Source organism: Oceanospirillum maris DSM 6286, assembly GCF_000422865.1.
GTDB classification, from domain to species: Bacteria; Pseudomonadota; Gammaproteobacteria; order Pseudomonadales; family Halomonadaceae; genus Oceanospirillum; species Oceanospirillum maris.
On the sequence record NZ_AUGW01000034.1, the window covers coordinates 1 to 20,814 of the forward strand.

19 protein-coding genes and 1 rRNA gene are annotated in these 20,814 nt (G+C 48.2%); 12 read left to right on the forward strand and 8 right to left on the reverse strand.

Going from position 1 to position 20,814, the window contains the following annotated elements; translation table 11 throughout:
• The first annotated feature begins 123 nt into the window (after nucleotides 1-123).
• Nucleotides 124-239: ribosomal RNA gene (gene rrf / locus G517_RS0111480) — 5S ribosomal RNA — on the forward strand.
• A gap of 182 nt (nucleotides 240-421) precedes the next feature.
• Here the strand turns inward: rrf and epmB are convergent.
• Complete coding sequence (gene epmB / locus G517_RS0111485) at nucleotides 422-1,468, reverse strand: EF-P beta-lysylation protein EpmB (RefSeq protein ID WP_028304533.1); 1,047 nt, start codon at nucleotides 1,466-1,468, stop codon at nucleotides 422-424.
• 72 nt (nucleotides 1,469-1,540) lie between these two features.
• On the opposite strand from epmB, the gene efp reads away from it, so the two are divergent.
• On the forward strand, nucleotides 1,541-2,107 hold the full coding sequence (efp, locus tag G517_RS0111490) for an elongation factor P (protein WP_028304534.1): 567 nt from the start codon (nucleotides 1,541-1,543) through the stop codon (nucleotides 2,105-2,107).
• A gap of 105 nt (nucleotides 2,108-2,212) precedes the next feature.
• Complete coding sequence (epmA, locus tag G517_RS0111495; RefSeq protein ID WP_028304535.1) at nucleotides 2,213-3,193, forward strand: elongation factor P--(R)-beta-lysine ligase; 981 nt, start codon at nucleotides 2,213-2,215, stop codon at nucleotides 3,191-3,193.
• A 66-nt stretch (nucleotides 3,194-3,259) separates the two neighbouring features.
• Here epmA and asd read toward each other — a convergent pair whose 3' ends face one another.
• Together asd and G517_RS0111505 are read right to left on the reverse strand one after the other, a co-directional pair.
• On the reverse strand, nucleotides 3,260-4,204 hold the full coding sequence (gene asd, locus G517_RS18860) for an archaetidylserine decarboxylase (RefSeq protein ID WP_084632184.1): 945 nt from the start codon (nucleotides 4,202-4,204) through the stop codon (nucleotides 3,260-3,262).
• Nucleotides 4,205-4,213: 9 nt separating this feature from the next.
• Complete coding sequence (locus tag G517_RS0111505; RefSeq protein WP_028304536.1) at nucleotides 4,214-5,044, reverse strand: sulfurtransferase; 831 nt, start codon at nucleotides 5,042-5,044, stop codon at nucleotides 4,214-4,216.
• A 293-nt stretch (nucleotides 5,045-5,337) separates the two neighbouring features.
• Between G517_RS0111505 and motA the strand changes: the two genes are divergently transcribed.
• Both motA and motB read left to right on the forward strand, forming a co-directional pair.
• Complete coding sequence (gene motA / locus G517_RS0111510; protein WP_028304537.1) at nucleotides 5,338-6,189, forward strand: flagellar motor stator protein MotA; 852 nt, start codon at nucleotides 5,338-5,340, stop codon at nucleotides 6,187-6,189.
• Nucleotides 6,190-6,200: 11 nt separating this feature from the next.
• Nucleotides 6,201-7,379 (forward strand): flagellar motor protein MotB, encoded by a 1,179-nt coding sequence (motB, locus tag G517_RS18865; protein ID WP_051206350.1) that lies wholly within the window; start codon nucleotides 6,201-6,203, stop codon nucleotides 7,377-7,379.
• Nucleotides 7,380-7,506: 127 nt separating this feature from the next.
• On the opposite strand, the gene rsgA is transcribed toward motB, so the two are convergent.
• On the reverse strand, nucleotides 7,507-8,601 hold the full coding sequence (gene rsgA / locus G517_RS0111520) for a small ribosomal subunit biogenesis GTPase RsgA (protein ID WP_028304538.1): 1,095 nt from the start codon (nucleotides 8,599-8,601) through the stop codon (nucleotides 7,507-7,509).
• A gap of 308 nt (nucleotides 8,602-8,909) precedes the next feature.
• On the opposite strand from rsgA, the gene orn reads away from it, so the two are divergent.
• Entirely contained in the window at nucleotides 8,910-9,467 is a 558-nt protein-coding gene (orn, locus tag G517_RS0111525; protein ID WP_028304539.1) for an oligoribonuclease, read from the forward strand.
• Nucleotides 9,468-9,616: 149 nt separating this feature from the next.
• Here orn and G517_RS0111530 read toward each other — a convergent pair whose 3' ends face one another.
• The 4 genes from G517_RS0111530 to G517_RS0111545 all read right to left on the reverse strand — a co-directional run bounded on the left by G517_RS0111530 (nucleotide 9,617) and on the right by G517_RS0111545 (nucleotide 14,280).
• Nucleotides 9,617-9,997 carry a RidA family protein gene (locus tag G517_RS0111530; protein ID WP_028304540.1) on the reverse strand — a complete coding sequence of 127 codons (381 nt, stop codon included), beginning with the start codon at nucleotides 9,995-9,997 and terminating at the stop codon, nucleotides 9,617-9,619.
• Between the two features lie 101 nt (nucleotides 9,998-10,098).
• Nucleotides 10,099-11,661: a BCCT family transporter gene (locus tag G517_RS0111535; protein ID WP_028304541.1), complete on the reverse strand. Its 1,563-nt coding sequence runs from the start codon at nucleotides 11,659-11,661 to the stop codon at nucleotides 10,099-10,101.
• A gap of 138 nt (nucleotides 11,662-11,799) precedes the next feature.
• Nucleotides 11,800-12,786: a dipeptidase gene (locus tag G517_RS0111540; RefSeq protein WP_028304542.1), complete on the reverse strand. Its 987-nt coding sequence runs from the start codon at nucleotides 12,784-12,786 to the stop codon at nucleotides 11,800-11,802.
• A 48-nt stretch (nucleotides 12,787-12,834) separates the two neighbouring features.
• Nucleotides 12,835-14,280 carry an aldehyde dehydrogenase family protein gene (locus tag G517_RS0111545; RefSeq protein WP_028304543.1) on the reverse strand — a complete coding sequence of 482 codons (1,446 nt, stop codon included), beginning with the start codon at nucleotides 14,278-14,280 and terminating at the stop codon, nucleotides 12,835-12,837.
• 130 nt (nucleotides 14,281-14,410) lie between these two features.
• On the opposite strand from G517_RS0111545, the gene G517_RS0111550 reads away from it, so the two are divergent.
• The 6 genes from G517_RS0111550 to G517_RS0111575 all read left to right on the forward strand — a co-directional run.
• Complete coding sequence (locus G517_RS0111550) at nucleotides 14,411-15,307, forward strand: LysR family transcriptional regulator (RefSeq protein WP_028304544.1); 897 nt, start codon at nucleotides 14,411-14,413, stop codon at nucleotides 15,305-15,307.
• Between the two features lie 402 nt (nucleotides 15,308-15,709).
• Entirely contained in the window at nucleotides 15,710-17,452 is a 1,743-nt protein-coding gene (locus G517_RS0111555) for a hypothetical protein (RefSeq protein ID WP_028304545.1), read from the forward strand.
• Between the two features lie 13 nt (nucleotides 17,453-17,465).
• Nucleotides 17,466-18,209: a DUF3726 domain-containing protein gene (locus G517_RS0111560; RefSeq protein WP_028304546.1), complete on the forward strand. Its 744-nt coding sequence runs from the start codon at nucleotides 17,466-17,468 to the stop codon at nucleotides 18,207-18,209.
• 134 nt (nucleotides 18,210-18,343) lie between these two features.
• Nucleotides 18,344-19,066 carry a sulfite exporter TauE/SafE family protein gene (locus tag G517_RS0111565; protein ID WP_028304547.1) on the forward strand — a complete coding sequence of 241 codons (723 nt, stop codon included), beginning with the start codon at nucleotides 18,344-18,346 and terminating at the stop codon, nucleotides 19,064-19,066.
• Nucleotides 19,067-19,388: 322 nt separating this feature from the next.
• Nucleotides 19,389-20,369: an oxygen-dependent tRNA uridine(34) hydroxylase TrhO gene (gene trhO / locus G517_RS0111570; RefSeq protein ID WP_028304548.1), complete on the forward strand. Its 981-nt coding sequence runs from the start codon at nucleotides 19,389-19,391 to the stop codon at nucleotides 20,367-20,369.
• Between the two features lie 167 nt (nucleotides 20,370-20,536).
• Nucleotides 20,537-20,814: hypothetical protein (locus G517_RS0111575; RefSeq protein ID WP_028304549.1), on the forward strand; the 278-nt coding region annotated here is incomplete at its 3' end.

Sequence of the window (20,814 nt, forward strand, 5' to 3'; positions counted from 1 at the left end):
CAAAATGGTCTGACTTGCTGAAAGAACGAACGATAATCGGATACGCTCGATTACAAAGACTGAATCAATAAAGACGCAATACAGAATTAAGATCTCGATTGGCATCGATCTACAACTTTTTTGCTTGACGACAATAGCGTGTAGGAACCACCTGACTCCTTTCCGAACTCAGAAGTGAAACTGCTCAGCGCCGATGGTAGTGTGGGGTCTCCCCATGTGAGAGTAGGACATCGTCAAGCGCTTATTCTAAAAGCCCGTCTCTTCGAGACGGGCTTTTTTTATGCCTGGGATTTAGGTCGGCCTGATGTTAGGTCTGTCTAAGTAGGGTTTAGTTTAATATGTTCAAGTAGAGCTATAGGATAAGAAAAACTCTGATGAAAAAGCCTTTCTTATCTGTCAGGCACACCAGACATATGCTCGATTATTGAAGTCCCAGTAATGTTTTTGACGGCCTATTAGGTATTTCCCGAACTAAGCGAGGCAGCAGAAAGCCCGGTAACTCCTTTTGTAATGACTGCCAAAGTTTGATGACATCATCGTCCGTTACATCAAAGTGGCTGGCTCCCTGTATAGGGTCAAAAGCATGGAGGTAGTAAGGGAGAATATCCGCGTCAAAAAGCCGTTCACTCAAGTCCGATAATGCTTTAACGCTGTTATTAACGCCGCGGAGAATCACGGATTGGTTGAGTACTATCATCTGCTTTTGGGTTAACTTAGCGACAGCATCTATAAGATTCGTATCAATCTCTTGGGCGTGATTGATGTGCAATACCCAGATAACTTTTAAGCGGCTGCTGGCCAATATATCAACTAAGTCATCGGTTATACGCTGAGGAATAACCACCGGTAATCGGCTATGGATACGCAATCTTTTGAGATGGGGCACACTGGCTAACTTATTAGCCAAGAGCTGTAAGCGTTTATCGGGCGTTGCCAGCGGGTCTCCGCCACTGAGGATCACCTCGTTAATCTCAGGGTGTTGATTTAAGTAGCCAACGATTTGATCCATGCGTTCACTTGAGAGACCGTTATCCTCATAGGGAAAATGACGGCGGAAACAGTAGCGACAATTGATAGCACAGGCCCCTGAACCCATTAGCAATACACGGCTCTTATATTTATGAATCAAGCCGGGAATTGGATTGCTGCTTTTCTCCTCTAAGGGGTCGGTGACATAACCCGGTTGTAGGTTGGCTTCTTCAGCGATAGGGAGTATCTGTCGTAGCAGTGGGTCGCTTGGGTTGCCTTTTTCAATTCGGTCAAGGTAAGGCTGAGGCACACGTAAAGAGAAAAGACTATGCCCCACTTCCATACCCGCAAGCAGGGATTCCGGTAGATCAAGCTGCGATAGAAGCGCTTTAGCGTCAATATGACTTTGCTTGAGTAAGCTCTGCCATGATGTGGCATCACTATTTTCGAGAGTTTTATTTTCAGTTAACTGCACAGAAGATTCAGAAACAGGTATCATTGGCGACCAGATTTTGTTGATCAGGGAAGGCTTAAGCCTTTCTGACTATTTAAGAGACATTGGTGATATTTTATGGCGAACTATTCTACCAACGAATTCAAGTCGGGTCTTAAGGTAATGCTTGAGGGCGACCCTTGTTCGATCCTAGAAAATGAATACGTTAAACCCGGTAAAGGGCAAGCTTTTAGCCGCGTTAAGCTACGTAATTTAAACACAGGCCGTGTTTGGGAGCGTACCTTTAAGTCTGGCGAAAGCTTAGAAGGTGCTGATGTCATGGAATATGACATGGAATACCTGTACACAGATGGCGAATTTTGGCACTTCATGCTAACGGACGGTTCTTTTGAGCAGCATGCTGCCGATGAGAAAGCGCTGGGCGATACCGTTAAGTGGCTAAAAGAGCAAGAGATCTACACCGTGACACTGTTCAATGGTGCTCCGATCTCTGTTGCACCACCTAACTTTATCGTTCTGGAAGTGACTGAAACAGATCCAGGTTTAAAAGGTGATACCGCTCAAGGTGGCTCTAAGCCTGCCATTCTAACAACGGGCGCTATGGTGCGCGTTCCTTTGTTTGTTAATATTGGCGATAACCTGAAAGTCGATACCCGTAGCGGTGATTACGTTAGCCGTGCTTAAACGGTTTGACGCTATCTCTGTTGGGTGACGAATGGAACCGGCTTTAAGCCGGTTTTTTTCTGCCATTTTTTCTGTTTTTTGCTCTGATCTTTTTAAGGTGTTGTGATGTCTCATCAAGAATCTCTATGGCAGCCTTCTGCAAGTATTGAAAATTTACGCTTAAGGGCGGAAACATTAAAACAGGTTCGGGATTTTTTTACTGAATGTGGTGTGCTTGAAGTTCAAACGCCGATGCTGGGCCGTGCTGGTAGTACCGATGTTTATTTGAACTCAATGCAGAGCTATTGTGCAGGAGGTGGCGTTAGCGAGCCTTTGAATCTTTACCTGCAAACATCCCCAGAGTTTCATATGAAGCGCCTGCTGGCAGCTGGTAGTGGCGCTATCTGGCAGCTAGCAACTAGTTTTCGCAACGGTGAGTACAGTGAACGTCACAACCCTGAGTTCGCCATGCTGGAATGGTATCAGCCGAATTATGATCTGAATGATCTGATGGCAGAGGTTCAATCCCTTGTTGAAGAGGTATTAGGGGTAAACACCTTTAGCTGCATCAGCTATCGCGCCCTTTTTAATCAAAACTTAAATATTGATCCCTTTTCAGCACCTTTGGTTGAATTGCAACGACTGGCTACTAAAAATACAGGTATTTGTGGAGAGACGTTGGATCGTGATGGTTGTTGTGATCTCTTGATGTCCGCTTGTCTGGAACCTCTTTTAGGTCAGAATGAGCTTAGCTTTGTGACGAATTATCCCGCATCACAGGCAGCGCTGGCAAAGCTCAAACAAGATGAGGCGGGGGACTGGGTGGCTGCTCGTTTTGAGTGCTATTACCAGGGCATTGAGCTGGCAAATGGTTATCACGAACTAACTGATGCGAAAGAGCAAGCAAAACGGTTTGCCGAAGACAACCAGCAACGTCGGTCTTTAGACTTGCCTGAAGTCACCGCGGATCAACATTTAGTGGCCGCTCTTGAATCCGGTATGCCTGAATGCGCAGGTGTTGCACTAGGCTTTGATCGACTCTTGATGTTGAAGGCAGAAGCAAAGCATTTGTCAGAGGTGATCAGCTTTGCCATCGACCGAGCTTGAAAAGGTAGCGACTTTATAAAGCAGAAACCTTATAAAATCGCGACCTTATAACGTGCGCGCTGCGCCTTAGTCTTTCTTGAGAGATATATCAGGTTGGGATTCAGTGTTTACTGGATTCTCTATTTCAGGAGAGTGAGACTGAACATCTTGGTCGGTCATAAACTGGCCAAAATATTCACCCATACGGGTGGGTGTACCCGCCTGGAATGCATCCAGGAACTCGGCCATTTCTGGGCCAAACAACATGACAACGGTGGAACCGAGCTTAAAGCGGCCCATCTCTTCACCTTTTTGTAAGGTGATCGCTTGAGGTTCATTGCTGTAGCTTTTGACTGATACTTCACGGTTGAGAGGTGTTACTTGCCCACTCCAGACCGTTTCAATACTGGCAACGATCATTGCTCCTACTAATACCATTGCCATCGGCCCATAGTCGGTATCAAAGATTGCCACGACCCGTTCATTTCGAGCAAACAAACCATCAACATTTTCTGTTGTGGCAGGGTTCACTGAAAATAATCGACCGGGTACATGAATCATTTGACGCAATGTGCCCGTTACAGGCATATGAATACGGTGATAATCTTTCGGCGCAAGGTAAATCGTTGAGAATTGGCCACCCATAAAAGGTGCTGCACGCTCAATATCGCCACCTAAAAGTTCTAATACTGAGTAGCTGTGTCCCTTCGCTTGAAAGATACGACCATAGTCAACGGCACCTAACTGGCTTACTGTGCCATCAACAGGGCAGGCCATGCTGTGTTCAAGAGCGACAACGGGACGAACGTCTTCTCTTAAGGGGCGAGTAAAGAAGGCGTTAAAGTTCTCATAGGCCTTCGGGTTTGGCTGTGCCGCTTCACTCATATCGACATTAAAGGCTTTAATAAACCGACTAATAAGAAGGTTTTTCAGCCAGCCGATACGGCACTGGGCCAGTTTGCCAACAAGGCGCGAGATAAGATGATGAGGTAGCGGGTATTGAATCCCTGCAAAAAGCTGCTTTTTATTCACGTACAGACCTTAGGTTTCGATTGGGGTGTCGGAGCGGTTGCCCCATTCATTCCAGGAGCCATCATAAGCGCGAACCTGTTTAAAGCCGAGTATTTTTCCTAATAACCACGTAAAACCTGAGCGGTGGTGTGATTGGCAGTATGTTGCAATTTCACAATCCATTGTGAGGCCTTTTGTATTGAGTTCCGTCATCAATTCTGCCATATCACGAATGCGCAATTCATTGTCTTTGTCCATCGCAGATGTCCACTCAAAATGAATTGCTGTTGGAATATGTCCCGCTCGTTCAGCTTTGGAGGCTGTTCCGTCATACTCGCCACGGGAGCGAGAATCCCAAACAGCAAAGTTCTCAGAACCTATCTTGCTTTGTAGCTCTTCACGCTCAATGCGTTCATTCAGATTAATATGATCGGCAGTGTAATCTGAGACTGTTGGTACATTGCTATCCTGCTGCTGAACTTTGCCGTCGGCACGCCATGCTAAAATACCACCATTAAGGTAAGAGTAGCGGGAGTGCCCCATGACTTCTAGTGTCCACAATAAACGACCAGCCCAGCCACCGCCTTCATCATCATAGGCTACCACATGGGTATTTCGATTTAACCCTAACTCTGAGAACAGAGTACTAAGTTGCTCAACGGTTGGTAATTTATTTGGTACAGGTGTGCTGCCTGAAAATAAACGACGGTAATCTAAAAATACAGCACCGGGCACATGGCCTTGGTCATAGCACTCGCGAGTGCAGGAGACATCAATAATAAGCAGGTCTTCACCGCCTAAGGCTTTTTCCAGTTGATCGGAATCGATCAATAACGGTAACAGGTTGTTTTCAGAACTCATTTTTCTTCTCCCTGTGGGAAGTGGTTATATTAACCTTGATACCATTGTGCCTGTAAAAAATAAAGTATCATAAAAAATGTTACTTTTGGCTCTAGTGGTTACAGGAAAGTTAAGTGCGTTAAAAAAGAATATACAATAAAAGACAAAACTAACTTTCGTACGTTCCCGCTTATCATTACACTTATTGAGATATGACATAAAATCAGGACACAAAAATTTGTAGATGGCGTTTTGATCATTTGCAGGTAGCGTCTGAATTTTGCTCGATAAAGACTGATGTTAAGGATCCCATCATGTTATTAATTCTCGGCTCACTGATCGTATTAGTCAGTGTAGGTGGTGGCTATGTATTGTCTCATGGCGACTTGATTATGCTTTGGCAGCCCTACGAAATGATTATTATCTGTGGTGCTGCGTTAGGGGGCTTTGTGGTCTCTAATAGCAAGCACACCCTCATTGAAGTATTTAAGAGTGTGCCCAAGCTTATTATTGGCTCTGGTTTGGGACGTGCTTTTTATATGGATTTGTTGAGTTTGATGTACGACCTTTTTAGCAAAATCCGCAAAGAGGGTATGATTGCGATCGAAGAAGATATTGAAGATCCTAACCAAAGTCCTATTTTTACAGGATATCCTGCTGTCGCAAAGCACCCTGCGCTAGTTGAGTTTATCTGCGACTATGTACGTTTGATTAGCTCTGGAAATATGCAAGCCCATGAACTAGAAAGCTTGATGGATGCAGAGATCGAAACAATCCAATACGAGATGGAAGAGCCAGCCCATGCTGTTACGGCTGTCGGTGATGCCTTACCAGGATTTGGTATTGTAGCGGCGGTACTGGGCATCACTATTACCATGAAAGATATTGCAGCACCCCCTGAGGTTTTGGGTATGCATATTGCTGCGGCGTTGGTGGGTACTTTCTTAGGTATCTTACTTTCGTATGGCTTTGTTGGCCCAATGGGCACGGCACTTAATAACGAAGCCCATGAAAGGATTAAAGCTTTTGAGTGTGTGAAAGCTTGCCTTATTGCCAATATGAACGGTCTGGCCCCACAAATGGCGATTGAGTTTGGTCGTAAAATGTTATTTTCGTCTGTTCGTCCAAGCTTTAATGAGTTGGAAGAACATGTGCGTTCTCGTTAACGGAGATCGTCATGGAAGGAAATAACAACATCATCATCAAGCGCGTCAAAAAAGTTCAAGGCGGCCATCATGGTGGTTCTTGGAAGATCGCAATGGCTGACTTTGCCATTGCGATGATGGCATTTTTTCTACTTATGTGGCTGCTGGCCAGCACTACAAAAGAACAGAAGATAGAACTCGAACAGTTTTTCTCTGATCCGGTGGGTTATATGGATAAAGTTGGGCGCTTAACCCCTATTGATTTAGGAGGGTCGCCTTCCATTATTCGACAGATGAATACCAGTGCTGACACCGACCAGATAGAGGAGGCACAGATGCTCAACAAGGATGACCCTGAACAACTGGCGGCCAGTATTGAAACCAGTGCTGAGGTGATCGATTCCTTGCAGAGCACGCTAATACAAACGATTGCTGAAAGTGAAACCTTACAAAAATTTAAGGATCAGCTGTCAATTGAAGTTGCCCCTGATGGCCTTCATATCCAGATTGTTGATAACAAGCTTAGACCAATGTTCGATCCTGGTGGCGACAAGATTAAAAACTATTTTGCTGAAATCTTATTGCAGCTTGCGCCTGTTATTGCAAAAGTGAATAACAAAATCAGTGTGAGCGGTCATACTGATGCGGCAAATTTTGGTGATACTGATTACTACAGTAACTGGGAGCTATCTTCTCAGCGTGCGAATGCTGCACGGCGTATGTTGGTTGAAGGTGGGTTGCCTGATAGCCATGTTGCTCAGGTTGTGGGTTTTTCCAGCTCTCAACTGTTTAAGCCAGAAATGCCTTTAGACCCCGTCAATCGGCGCATTGAAATTGTGGTACTAAACAAAGAGGCTGAGCAGCGGTTGGTGCCTGATACTGAGCCGACGGATAACATTCTTCCGCTGGATGATCCTGAACGAATGGATGAGGCTGAAGTGCTATCGAATGATGGCTCTGTAGAGACTCAGGTTAAATATAATCCGCTTGATCAGAGTACTTCTGTTGCACGCCCAAGATCTGAAAGCTCCTACGGTATTGAACGCTTAGGCCCAGGTGGCGAGCCTATTATCGAGCCAATTCCTGCTAGGGGATCTTCTGAACCAGAGCCAACTCCTGAGGATGTTGCCCCTGTGGAAGTTTTAAATGCTTTAGAAGGTATTCTTTCTCAGCCGGATTCACCTTATGTTCCGCCGCCAGAAGTGGACTAAGGCGTGGACTGGAAAATGGACGAGGATGATTAGCCCGCCAAGTGCGGGCTTTTTTATACGAGTCAGGTTTTAATAAGGCCTATCGTTTTTTTAAAATGTACAAACGTTTTCAGAATGTATAAAACCTTTAAAATTCATCCAAAGAAGCGATAATACGATGGTAGCTGTCAAAGCGCTCTGGGCTGATTTTACCGGCTTCTAAGCCTTCCCTTAAGGCACAACCTGGCTCCTGACGGTGGCTGCAGTCCCGAAATTTACAAGCACCGAGCAATCCATCAAATTCACGGAAACCTTCCGCCACTTGGCGCTCATCAATATGCCATAACCCAAACTCACGAATTCCGGGTGAGTCAATCAGGTCGCCGCCATTTGGTAAGTGAAATAGCATAGCGGTGGTGGTGGTGTGCATCCCTTTACGGGTTTGCTCTGATAGTTCCCCGACCCGTAGATTAATCCCCGGTAAAAGAGTATTAACCAAGGAGGATTTACCTACCCCGGATTGACCAACAAAAACACTCACACGGTTATCCAGCAAGCTTTGCAGAACGCTTAGACCATCGTCATCAACGGTTGATGCAGTGAGGACTTTATAGCCGATAGCTTGATAACGCTCCGCCATTTCTAACAGTCGGGGGGCGTTATCTGCATTTAGTAGATCGGTTTTATTCAGCAGTAATACCGGCTCAATGCCTGTATTCTCCGCCGCCACAATATAACGATCAATCAAGTTGGCATGGGCATAAGGTTCAGGAGCAAAGACGATCACGATATAATCAATATTTGCCGCAACAGGCTTCAGTTGGCCGCGAGTATCAGGGCGCATCAGTGCGTTCTTACGGTCAAGACGAGCTACGACAATGCCATCACCATCAGGGCCAGATCGCCAAACGACTTTATCGCCAGTAACCAATGCATCAATATTGGCTCGCATATAGCAGCGATTGACCTTGCCCTTGGTTCGAGTCGTACTGTTAACGGGGTCGTCACTGGCAGGCTCGCCTTCCGCACTTGGCCTACTTTCTGTTTCCATGCTCGGCATACTTTCTACATCTACTTGGCGGCCATAATGAGCAATAATCTGCCCTTCTTGCTCTACTCCAAGTTCGCCAGCGCTTAATTTTTCATCAATTTCATTATCTTTTCGGCTGACACGTGAGGCCCGCTCTTTTTGGATCTTTTCAACACGCCATTGTTGACGGCGATTCAGTTTACGTTTGCTCATAGATGTTATCGCTGTTGAATGAGGGACTGATTTTACCTGCTTTAGGGGAATTGTGCCCGCCCGATCGTTATTTTCCTAGGTTCAGTAGGTTTCGTGCTGAAAATGACTCAAAATGCGAGAGGTATGATTGGGTTTGTCTACTAAATATCCTTATACTCTGTATCCATTATGTAGTAATTGTTCTAAATATAGTAATCGTTCTAAGCGAATGTTCACTCACCCTATTTTGACCCTCTAGACATCTTTGATCGGCTGATTTATCAACAAAAAGTAGCCTATGTGTTTAGCGGAAAGGAGCCGAAGGCGTTATGACACAGACAGCACAATCAAGTAAAGCCAATAATTTGGTTTGGATCGACCTTGAGATGACAGGTCTTGAGCCAGAGCGCGATACTATTATTGAGATAGCCACCGTTGTCACTGATCCCGAATTAAATATCATCGCCGAAGGCCCGACATTTGCCATCGCCAAACCAAAAGTGGTGATGGATGAGATGGGTGAATGGTGTACTAAACAGCACGGCTCCTCTGGTCTTACCCAGCGAGTACTTGAAAGTACAACAACTATGCAAGAAGCCGAGCAGAAAACGATCGAGTTTTTACAGCAGTATGCTGAGCCGGGTGAATCGCCAATGTGTGGCAACAGCATTCATCAAGATCGTCGTTTTCTGGTTAAAGAGATGCCTCGGCTGGAACAGTTTTTTAATTACCGACACTTAGATGTTAGTTCGCTGAAAGTATTGGCCAAAAACTGGTATCCGGACGTTGCTAAGAGCTTGAAAAAAGGCGGTTCACATCTGGCAATGGATGATATTAAAGACTCCATTAATGAACTGAAGCACTATCGAGAGCACATGTTGAGGTAAGGCAGTTAGAGCTTCTCAGCAATGAAAAGAGCGAGTCCGGAATTGGACTCGCTTTGTCGCCAGAGGCAACCTTTACCAACACTTTTTAAACTGCGGCGAAAGCCGATAGGGCCATCTTAGTGGGTAAACAAAACGGAAGACTTTTTCTGTTATGCCTGAGGCACAGCCGCGTAGGCCACTACTTCACACAACATCTCTTCGCGGGCTAATCCCGCCACAATCATCGCTGCACGGTTTGGATAGGGCGCGTTGAAATACTCACCATATACCTTATTGAAGACCGGAAGCTGTTCCCGTGCGGTTACGTAGATCAGCACCTGGGTGATGTGATCCATGGTCAGCTCAGCGGTTTCCATGGTGTGCTTCAGGTTTTCCATGGTTTGACGGGCCTGGGCTTCAATGCCACCTTCAACCACCTGACCCTCTTTGTTGATGGGGATTTGAGCAGTAGACAGTTGGCCGTTAGCGATAATGGCCCATTCCAGCGGAGCTTTTGAGGCGAAGAGATCGGTTTTTACAGCGTGTTTCATAACAATGGATATCCACAAAGTCGGTTAACAAAAACAGGATTCAGTGGGTAACCCGTCCCTTAGGGCAGAAAGGGGCAGGCTACCGGGGTTATACAAACAGGTTACAGCCCTTGCTCATCCGCCATTTTTCGGGCGATCTGAGGTGCCGTCCAAAGCGAAGGCAGCAACACCAGAGACACAGGCACTGCGGTAATTACAATAAAGGACTGCAGTGCGCTGATACCGCCGGAGCCGATCGAGATCAACAGCGCAGCCACCAGCCCCATCATCACACCCCAGAAGACACGGATACCGGATTGCGGGTGATCTGTACCTGTCATCACCATAGAAATGGCGTAGGTCATGGAGTCACCGGTTGTTGCGACAAAGATCGTTGTCAGAATCAGAAACAGCACGGAAATCAGACCACCCAGAGGCAGCTGTTCGGTGATCGCAAATAGTGCGGCAGGAAGATTAAAACCCGTAAACGGTTCGGAAATCACACCTGGGTTTGCTAGCTCAAAGGCCAAACCGCTGCCACCGACAATGGTGAACCAGAAGCAGGTGATAACCGGAGCAACGACAGAGATTAACAGAATCATTTCACGGATGGTTCGGCCACGGGAGATACGGGCGACAAACATCGCCATCAGTGGACCATAGCCTAGGAACCAGCCCCAGAAGAACACCGTCCACCAGTCTAACCAGCCCGGACTGGCACGAAAGGTCGCCATCGGAATAAAGTTATCAATATAAATGCCGAACGAGTGCAGGTAGCCGTCAACAATAAAGGCGGTTGGGCCAAAGATCAGAATAAAGGCCATCAGTATGACGGCCAAAACTACATTAGCGCTACTCAGGAATTGAATCCCTTTGGTCACACCGCTTACAGCAGACAGGGTATAGATGGCAATTAAGCCTATCAGAATGGAAACTTGGGTAGCATACACATCGGGAATACCGAATAGTTTTTCTAGGCCAAAGCTGACCTGCAGGCCTAAGAAGCCGATGGGGCCGACAGTTCCGGCAACAACAGCTAATACACAGCAAGCATCAACAATGGCACCAAAAGAGCCTGTCATGACTTTATTGCCAAAAACGGGGTACAACAGAGTGCGAGGTTTTAACGGCAGACCTTTCTCATAGTGCAGATACATATAGACCACACCAGTCAGGCTGCCCTGTATCGCCCAGGCAAGAAACCCCCAGTGCATAAAGCTCTGTGCCAGCGCGTTGTAAGCAGCGTTTGCGGCTCCCGTTTCACCGCCAAACAGTGGAGGTGGCGAGGTAAAGTGTGCCATTGGCTCGGCAGCTGCCCAGAAAACACCACCACCGGCCAGCAGCGTACACATGATAATAGAGATCCACTTAAACGTGGACATCTCTGGTCTTGCCAGATTACCCAGCCTTACTGCGCCAGTTCGGCCTATTGTTAGTACCAGACCGATGATAAAGGTCAGTAACAGCAGCACTTGCCAATAGGCACCAAAGTACTTAGTGGCGGTGGCAAAGCCGGTATTCACCCAACCGGATACCATCTCGATATCATAGAGGGCAAAAATGGCGAACAGTGACAGAATACCGCCGCTGACCAGGAAAACGGGTATATCTACACCGTCAAAGAGTGCAGGCTTCCTGGCCGAAGCGCTTTGTTCCGGGGACTGGACTTGGGTTGTGTTGTTCATTATAAATCTCCTGATGTTCTTTTATTGTTGTCGCTATCAGGGCTCGCCCGCACCAGCGGACGAACTATCGGGGTTATCCTGTCTTTCCCGAGATAAAGCGCCAACTCCGGAGAGAGTCGTTGCTGGCGCTTATCGGTATCAGGTAGGTTTTAGGGCATCATCGATGAAGTTGAGCCAGTTGCGGCCCATGATTTTGGCTACCTCATCCGAGCTGAAGCCACGATTGAGCAAGCCTACAGTCAGGTTTGGAAAATCTCGGCTGTCTCGGAACCACGGCAGCGGACGCGGCCAGTCAGCGTTCGATTTGGAGCCTTCGCCGTAATCCATTTGCTTGGACCAGCGGCCGTTACGCATCCATTCCAGAATGGATAGCGGCTGGCCCTGGCAAAGATCGGTGCCGATGCCGATATGATCGACACCCATCAGATCCGCGGTGCTTGCGACCATGTCGCAGAAGACCTCCAGTGTGCAGTCCGAACCGTTTTTCAGGTGGAACGGATACAGGCTGAAGCCGAGCAGGCCGCCGGATTCCCCCAACGCTTTCAGCACAGTGCCCGACTTGTTGCGCTTGGCTTCGTGGAAGCTCAGCGGGTTGGCATGGGAGATCACAATCGGACGCTGGGAGATCTCAATCGCATCCAGCGTGCTGCGTTCGCCGCTGTGGCTCATATCTACCACCATGCCGACTCGGTTCATCTCCCGAATCGCCTGACGGCCAAAGCGGGTCACACCACTGTCCTCAGCCTCATAACAACCACAGGCCAGCAGGCTCTGATTGTTGTAAGTCAGTTGCATAATCATCAGGTTCAGCTCACGCATGACCTCGATCATGCCGATATCGTCTTCAATCGGAGAGCAGTTCTGCGCACCGAACATCACGCCGACCTTGCCCAGTTGTTTGGCCAGCCGGATATCCCCGGCGGACTTCACTGGCATAATCAGATCACTGTTCTGTTCAAACAGACGGTTCCATTCAGCGATCCGCAGCAGAGTCTCGCGGATCTGTTCGTGGTAGACGATGGTGGCGTGCACCATGGTCACACCACCTTCACGCAGCTGTTCAAAGATGGTCCGGTTCCAGTTGGAATACTGTAGACCATCAATCACAATCAGATCCTTATGCAGCGCGTTATTGTGAGTATTGGGCTGTGTTGTCATAAGACCTTCGCTCTGTTAAGGGCGGATGTAGGTTGTTTTAACCACGGTGTAGAACTCTTTTGCGTAGGAGCCCTGCTCGCGCGGACCAAAGCTGGAGTCTTTACGACCGCCAAACGGTACGTGGTAATCCGTACCCGCCGTTGGCAGATTTACCATCACGCAACCGGTTTTGGCGTTGCGCTTAAAGTGAGATGCGTATTTCAGAGACTCGGTGCAGATACCACCGGTCAGACCGAAGTTGGTATCGTTCAGTGTTGCCAGAGCCTCATCGTAATTTTTCACCTTGATCACGCAGGCGATCGGCGCGAACGCTTCTTCGCGGTTGATGGTCATATCGTTGGTGGTTTCAGTGAACAGAGCAGGCTGCATGTAGTAGCCTTCGGTCTCCTCTTTCAGCGTTTCGCCGCCGTAAACCAGCTTGCCGCCTTCAGACTTGGCCAGTTCCAGATATTTTAGGTTCTGCTCCATCTGACGGGCATCGGCTACCGCACCGATGTGTACGCCTTCTTTCAGCGGATGACCGATTACCAACTTCTTCATGCGTTCAACAACGGCTTCGACAAAGCAGTCGTGAATACCTTCGGTGACAATAAGGCGGGAAGAGGCGGTACATTTCTGACCGGTACCACCGAACGCACCGTTAACAGCACACTCAACAGCATTATCTAGATCCGCATCATCCAGAACGACCAGCGCGTTCTTGGAACCCATCTCCAGCTGGCATTTCACCAGATTTACAGCTGTAGCTGCGGCCACTTTACGACCGGTTTCCAGTGAGCCGGTGAAGGTCAGTGCGTTGATCTTGCGGGAGTGGATCATCACATTACCCACTTCTGCACCCGGCCCCATCACCAGGTTAAAGGTGCCTGCTGGCAGGTTCTGGCGAGAGATGATTTCGGTTAGCGCCCAGGCAGAAGCCGGCACCTGATTGGCCGGTTTCCAGACGACCGCATTACCAAAGGCCAGAGCAGGCGCGATTTTCCAAGCACCGGTTGCGGTCGGGAAATTCCATGGGGTGATAATGCCAACAACACCTACTGGTTCGCGACGGGTTTCAATTTCAACACCTGGGCGAACAGAGTCAGCGGTTTCGCCCATCTGACGCAGCACTTCCGCCGCATAGTAGTGGAAGAACTGGCCGGAGCGATACGTTTCACCGGCACCTTCCGCTAGTGTTTTGCCCTCTTCACGGGCCAGAATCTCACCCAGTTCATCTTTACGGGCTATCAATTCGTCACCAATGGCCATCAGTACAGCATAACGCTGTTCCAGACCAGACAGAGCCCATTCCTGCTGGCCTTTTTCAGCCGCAGCGATAGCCGCTTCAGCTTGAGCCTGATCTGCTTGGGCGTAGTGGCCGATCGTGTCACTCAGGTCAGCCGGGCTGATGTTCGCTACTGTGCCTTTGGCACCGTCTACCCACTCACCTGCGATATAGTTCTTGAATACGTTGTTGGACATTTTGGGTCACCTCCTGAATAGTTACTTGCATCTTAGGAGGTGTGCCTAAATAATAAAAATTAATAAATAATATTTATTGATAAGTTTTTCTTACCAAGACTGAGTCAGTCTGTTATGTCGGAGCGCTGCCATGTTACCCGAGCTTAAAATTGCCCAATTACGTCACTTTGTCTGGGTTGCTGAGTTAAAGGGCTTTCATGCCGCGGCTGAAAAAGCCCATCGCACGCAACCAGCGATCTCGCTGTCAATCCGGGATCTGGAAACCAAGCTAGGGGAGAGTCTGTTTGAGAAACGAAATGCCAAGACGGCGAAAACAGAGTTAACGCCCTTTGGGCAGTATTTTTTGCCGAAAGCGAAAGAGCTGATCACTCATCATGACCGGGTAGCGGAAGATATGACCTTGCTAGCCGAACATCGGACAGGTCATCTACGTATCGCTTCGATTCCTTCCATTGCCACACGGATTCTGCCGGAGCTGCTACTGCAATTTATGGCGGATTCCCCGGAACTGCATATCAGCTTTTATGATGGTAACTCAGATGCGGTACTGAATATGGTGGAAAGTCAGGAGGTGGACTTCGGAGTCGCCAGTTTGTTTTATCAACAGGAGCATAGTGATAAAGCCTTTACTCCGATCTGGGATGATCAGGTTGGGGTGGTTTGTCCGTTCGATCATCCTTTGGCGGGCCGTGATGAGGTCAACTGGCAGGAGTTACAGGATCATCGTTTAATCGGTAATGGCACATCCCGGCTACTGGAGGAGACTGAGGCCAAGCCGCTTATAGGCCAGTCTCAGTTTTATGTGTCCAATATGTTGTCGCTGATTGCTATGCTTGAGGCAGGTTTTGGTGTGACCACATTGCCTTGGTATGCTGTTCCGAGTGACAACCAAAAGCTCATTTTTATCCCTTTAAGCAGTCCGAAGGTGGTCAGGAAAATCGGGATTGTCCAGATGAATAACAAAACGCTATCTCCTCCTGCAGAGGCACTGATGAATTACATTATTCGACATAGCGGCCATCAGTGACAACTCTGTGGGCTATGAGTACATAGCCTTCGCCTAGTCTGTTGCCAGCTATATCCTAAAATTCTGTTTCTTGCTCCAAATCAAACTTCTGCTTATTTTGTGTTTATAAATTCATCTGTCTTTATCCCAGCTAAAATAAAGAACCAGACGGCTTTAAGCCCAGAATATTCAAGGCTTTCTATCACGCTTAATACTTAGGAAAAGTAATCTAATATAGGCTTTTGATAAGTTTGGCTTATCAGTTGATAGAACCTTTTGATTTGTTCCTTTTGCCGAGTTTAGAACAAGATTACCTCACCGTGAAAGCGAAGAGACGAGCTAAGCCTGCCGCTTATCTGAGCAGTTCCCCCTTGCTATAAGAAAAACTGACGGTAAGTGCTAAACCATTAGAGGATAACAATAATGACAACCTTGACCACGATTCAAAATTCCCTGCGTGGTGATCATGCGCTGCCGCTTCGGCCGGCAGATCAGGTGATGAAGCTGGAGCGTCTGGGCGCTCTGCACCAGAGCCGCCTTAGTTTTATGCGCAGCATCGTGCGCCGGATGATGCGGGAACGCTGGCAGATCAGCTTTAGCCGTTTCGATCTGGATGAGCAGGGGTATGGCACCGCGATTTATGAAATTAAAGCTCCCCACGGCCTGTTCAACTTTGTCATTTTCTCCAACTATCTGTCCGATGAAGCCCGCAATGATCGGGTAATTGCGACCCAGTGGGATCTGACGATGGCTCTGGTGGACGGTGAAGTAGATGATCTTTATCTGGAGAAGCTCCACCAGAACGTGCCGAAACAGGAAGCCGGTCGTGTGGATTCCCGAGTCTTTGTACTCTCCCGCGCCAATCGCAGTGCCCGTAATTTCAATTATGTGGTGGATAATCTGGCTCGAGGGCAACAGCCGGATGTTCAGAAAATTGCCGAAGTAGGCTACCTGTACCGCACAACAGCCGTTTATGGCAGTGGCAAGCTGGGTATGGCGGATTGGGAAAAAGTACAAACCCGTTACCCTGACTTTGCCCGACCTTTTGCCGCTGAGATGTTTGTTTGCCTGATGCTGCGTAACTTCAGCCTGACTCAGGTGGAGCACATTGCCAAACACCGTGCACCGGAGCAGTTCCGCCCGATGCGTGCTGATATTAAGCGTTACTTCGGTATCGGTAACTCCACCGGTTTGGGAATGGCCCCTTATTTGGTGAACCACCCGCATCTGATCAATCAATGGGTTGAGATGCGTGAACTGGCCTTAGGTCGTGTTCGTGTGCTGGGACAGATTGACCCGAGGGTTAGCGAGCGCTTCGACCAGCTGCTGCAGCGCTGCAAGTTGCATACAGAACAGACCATGACAGAAGACAGCTGGCAGTGCCGTAACAATCAGCAGGTGCTGGATGATATTCAGGCGCTTCGGCAGCAGGCTAAAACAGGTCTTAAGAGTTGGGATGACTTGATTAGCTGGTCTGAAGAGCATTGTTCTCTGCAGGGACAGGAGTTACTGGTGTCCGTCATTCTGGAGTTATATCCGGAGCTTGTTGATGATTTAGAAGATTACCAGGCCGCAGAAGAGTTTATGGATCTTGATCCGCTGATGCCCCTAGAGCAGCTGAAAGAGCAGATTGAAACCTGTTACAGCTGGGCGCTGGATATCGATTTTTCTGCGCCGGGGGCGAAAGATATTTTCTGGTATCGCTCAGAGGAAAAAATGGAGCCTCGTTTAGGGGAAAGTGCTGCGGATCAGGGACAGGAAAAACAGATGGCGCTGGGCGTAGGTTATGCGGTGCGTCGCTGCTATGACCAGCTGTGCGAATACATTGAGCAGAGCCCGAACCACACCACCGCCCGCTTCATGGTGGCCCGTCCGAAGCGGCGCGGTATTGTGCGCCGTATTCAAAGCATGTGCCGCTGCCTGTACGGTGATATTCAGGCCAATCTGCTGGATCGTGACATTCTTCCGATGCATCTGCTACGGGCTAAGTTGGCGTTCTTTGGTGTCAGTAAGTTTGATCCTAAATCGAAACTTTGGGTGCGTAATACCATGTTCCAAGGAGCACCGCTGCTGGAAGATATTGGCAAATCTTTTAACGATGACTGGTTTATGCCGTTAGCACCGGAGCAGGATTCCGGTTCAGACAACATTTCAGCCAACCCATAACAGGAGCGCCCTCATGAATATCTCAATGAACGAACTAAAAGCGGCGCTGCGCCGTTGTTTTGAAGCCAGCGGTTACTATGTCGGCAACTATGAAGATGCTGCCAATATGATTCTCTGGCTGGAAAAACACGGCCTGAACGGCCTGAAAGAGATGGAACATGCCCTGCCTTTTATTACTGCAGACCAGAACAAACCCCTGAGTGAAGTGGTGTACGAAGACAGTACGTCCGCCATTATCGACAGTAAAAACCGAAGTGCGCTGAACTGTATTGCGGCCTCGGTGGATCTGGCCCATGCCAAGGCGCTGGAAAGCGGTATTGCCACGGTGACCGTACATAATTGCCATAACCGCATGTTTATTCTGAAGGCGCTGACGGACTGTGGTCGTCGCGGAATCAGTGTGGCCGCCTACTGGCGCAATGGCACTCAGTCGGTCACTGAGCATACGGTGGCGATTAAAGCCGGCGACCGCTATCCGAGCTACTCAAAGGCAGAGACAAATCTGCCTTCAGCACCGGAAGATAAACAAGCATTGACCATCATCTGTAGCTCTCGGGTAGATCTGACCACCTCTTTGCAAAACTCTAAGGATCATCAGAAGGTGCTGTATGTCAGCCCAGAAGAGATTCAGCGTAACAAAGAGTTCAGTATCGATAATGGTATCGATATTGATGATCAGCTCTGGCAGAAGATCAACCAGATCGGTGCCAATATCTTGGTCAAAAACAGCGACCGTTCCCGATTGGGTGCGGGTTAAGTCGGGATTGATGTATACCAATAGGAATGTTGAGCTGGCCTGATTACTTGGATCGGGCAATCAGGTATTGCCATGTCGTAGGACTACCCTTGCCCCCGGCTTAGCCTGGGGCTTTTTTTGTTCAGGATCTTTATATGGATACCGCAACTGTTTTAGCTCTGGCCGCTGTCACACTGGGGATTGGGATACAGGCCTGGACCGGCATCGGTTTTGGCTTGCTGTCTGCACCTTTGCTCTATCTTATTTCACCAGCTTATGTACCGGGGCCGGTACTAGTGCTGGGTTTTGTTTTGTCTTTGATGGTGGTTGTCCGGCACAGAAACGGTTTGATATGCCTCCGAGTATTAACGGCTTCCATCGCCCGTATTCCCGGTGCTTGGCTGGGGGCTTCTTTGTTGGGAATTTTACCGGTGCATTGGCTAGGTATCACGCTTGGCTTAGCTCTGCTTTTTGCACTGGTTATTACCCGTTATCGCTTTTCCCTTGCTCCGGACAGATGGACGTTAATACTGGCTGGATTCAGTTCAGGTGTAATGGGAACAGCAACGTCGGTAGGTGGACCACCTATGGCGATGGTGTACCAGAAAACGGAGCGACTGCAATCTCGCAATGAGCTAGCGCTGTTCTTTATGCTGACGACACCAGTGTCACTGTTGATGCTGGCTTTTAATGATCTATTTGATTTTCAGACGCTATTGCTAACTCTGCCGCTATTACCGGGGGTTGTTGCAGGTTATGCAATGGGAGGGTTTCTAGCTCGATATTTAAATCCACGACAGGCAAAATCTGCAATGTTTTTACTTTCAGTCATAGGTGCCGTTGTGGTGTTACTAACAGGAGTACGAGAGTTGCTCTAATGTTTGTTGATAACCACTAGTACCGGAGATAACGGAACTGCCTTAATAACAATAAAGGATTGAGGTGCTTTGCTAGATACTCTGGATTTAACACTTCTGCTGTTGACCCAGATGCCCCCTCAGATGAACCGAAACAGATAAAGATGTTGTGTATTAACTGTTAAAAACCTTACCAGCTGATTGTGTTCAGTGCTTCCAGTTTTAGCAGAGATCATTACAATGGCACCTTTTAATATACCTGATTAAAACCATAAGTTTTTCATGGGTACTGTCTGGTCAATATAATGCGGCGGATTTACGATTCGTTTAGCAGGAGAAATCGATGATTACTGTTTGTGCGCTCTATAAGTTTGTTCGTCTTGACCACTTTGAATCCCTGCGTGAACCTCTGCATCAGGTGATGTTGGATCATGAAGTTAAAGGTACTCTGCTGCTGGCTGCAGAAGGTATTAACGGCACGATTGCGGGGCCGGCAGACGGCATCAAAGCGGTTCTGAACTGGCTGGCGCAGCAACCTGATCTGGCAGATATTGTCACTAAAGAATCCTTTCATGAGGAAAACCCGTTCAACCGCACCAAGGTGAAGCTCAAGAAAGAGATTGTCACCATGGGTGTTGAGGGTATCGATCCTCGTCACGTAGTGGGTACTTACGTTAAGCCGAAAGACTGGAACGCTCTGATCTCTGACCCTGAGGTACTGCTGGTGGATACCCGTAACGACTACGAGGTTGAGATCGGAACGTTTAAAGATGCGCTGAACCCAGATACTGAGACCTTTCGCGAGTTTCCGGATTATGTCAAAGAGAACCTGGACCCAGCCAAGCACAAGAAAGTCGCCATGTTTTGTACCGGTGGTATCCGCTGCGAAAAATCTACGGCCTATATGAAAGAGCAGGGCTTTGATGAGGTCTATCACCTGGAAGGCGGTATTCTGAAATATCTGGAAGAGGTACCGGAAGAAGCGTCACTTTGGCAGGGTGAGTGTTATGTTTTTGACGGGCGCGTATCAGTGAATCATCAGTTGGAAAAGGGGCAGTATGATATGTGCAATGCTTGCCGCCTGCCGATTACCGAAGAAGACAAAGCGTCGGATAAATATGAGGCCGGTGTCAGCTGCCCGAAATGTCATGGCACCCACACTGAAGAGCAACTGAAGCGTTTTCGTGATCGCGAAAATCAGATCCAGCTTGCCCGCGCCCGAGGTATTCAACACGTAGGTGGCGAAGCAAAAACCTATGCGGAGTTGAATCGGGAGCTGAAGCTGAAACAAAAACAGCAGCAGAAAGCAGCTCAGCGTCGCTAGGTATAGAATTGAGTAGCATCATTCGCTTTTTTAACGGATAGCGCGGAATTCTCCTTTCAAAATCATCGAGCCTAAGCGAGATGTTTTGGTGGGAGATGGATAGCGCAGGCAACGGCACGTTGGCCTATCCTAGTTTTCGGATAGGTTTTATTGCTAAAATATAGCCTATGAAAAAGTCCGGTCACACCAAAACATTCAAAGTCCGTATCCGCGATAAGCACGCAAAAGTGCTTAGGGCTTGGGCGTTTTCGGTGAATCAGGTGTGGAACTATTGTAACGAACTGAGCCACCGCAGTATCAGGGAGCGCCAGAACTGGCTATCCGGCTACGATCTGCAGGATTACACCAAAGGTTCGGCTAAAGAGTTGGGGCTTAATTCTGCCACCGTTCAGATGATCGGGCATGAATACGTGACTCGCCGCAAACAGTTCAAAAAATCCCGCCT

Bases quoted from the DNA above. Each gene is read 5' to 3' on its own strand.
- epmB (WP_028304533.1), bottom strand. From the start codon at position 1,468: ATGATACCTGTTTCTGAATCTTCTGTGCAGTTAACTGAAAATAAAACT.
- efp (WP_028304534.1), top strand. From the start codon at position 1,541: ATGGCGAACTATTCTACCAACGAATTCAAGTCGGGTCTTAAGGTAATG.
- epmA (WP_028304535.1), top strand. From the start codon at position 2,213: ATGTCTCATCAAGAATCTCTATGGCAGCCTTCTGCAAGTATTGAAAAT.
- G517_RS0111505 (WP_028304536.1), bottom strand. From the start codon at position 5,044: ATGAGTTCTGAAAACAACCTGTTACCGTTATTGATCGATTCCGATCAA.
- motA (WP_028304537.1), top strand. From the start codon at position 5,338: ATGTTATTAATTCTCGGCTCACTGATCGTATTAGTCAGTGTAGGTGGT.
- motB (WP_051206350.1), top strand. From the start codon at position 6,201: ATGGAAGGAAATAACAACATCATCATCAAGCGCGTCAAAAAAGTTCAA.
- rsgA (WP_028304538.1), bottom strand. From the start codon at position 8,601: ATGAGCAAACGTAAACTGAATCGCCGTCAACAATGGCGTGTTGAAAAG.
- orn (WP_028304539.1), top strand. From the start codon at position 8,910: ATGACACAGACAGCACAATCAAGTAAAGCCAATAATTTGGTTTGGATC.
- G517_RS0111530 (WP_028304540.1), bottom strand. From the start codon at position 9,997: ATGAAACACGCTGTAAAAACCGATCTCTTCGCCTCAAAAGCTCCGCTG.
- G517_RS0111535 (WP_028304541.1), bottom strand. From the start codon at position 11,661: ATGAACAACACAACCCAAGTCCAGTCCCCGGAACAAAGCGCTTCGGCC.
- G517_RS0111545 (WP_028304543.1), bottom strand. From the start codon at position 14,280: ATGTCCAACAACGTATTCAAGAACTATATCGCAGGTGAGTGGGTAGAC.
- G517_RS0111550 (WP_028304544.1), top strand. From the start codon at position 14,411: ATGTTACCCGAGCTTAAAATTGCCCAATTACGTCACTTTGTCTGGGTT.
- G517_RS0111555 (WP_028304545.1), top strand. From the start codon at position 15,710: ATGACAACCTTGACCACGATTCAAAATTCCCTGCGTGGTGATCATGCG.
- G517_RS0111560 (WP_028304546.1), top strand. From the start codon at position 17,466: ATGAATATCTCAATGAACGAACTAAAAGCGGCGCTGCGCCGTTGTTTT.
- G517_RS0111565 (WP_028304547.1), top strand. From the start codon at position 18,344: ATGGATACCGCAACTGTTTTAGCTCTGGCCGCTGTCACACTGGGGATT.
- trhO (WP_028304548.1), top strand. From the start codon at position 19,389: ATGATTACTGTTTGTGCGCTCTATAAGTTTGTTCGTCTTGACCACTTT.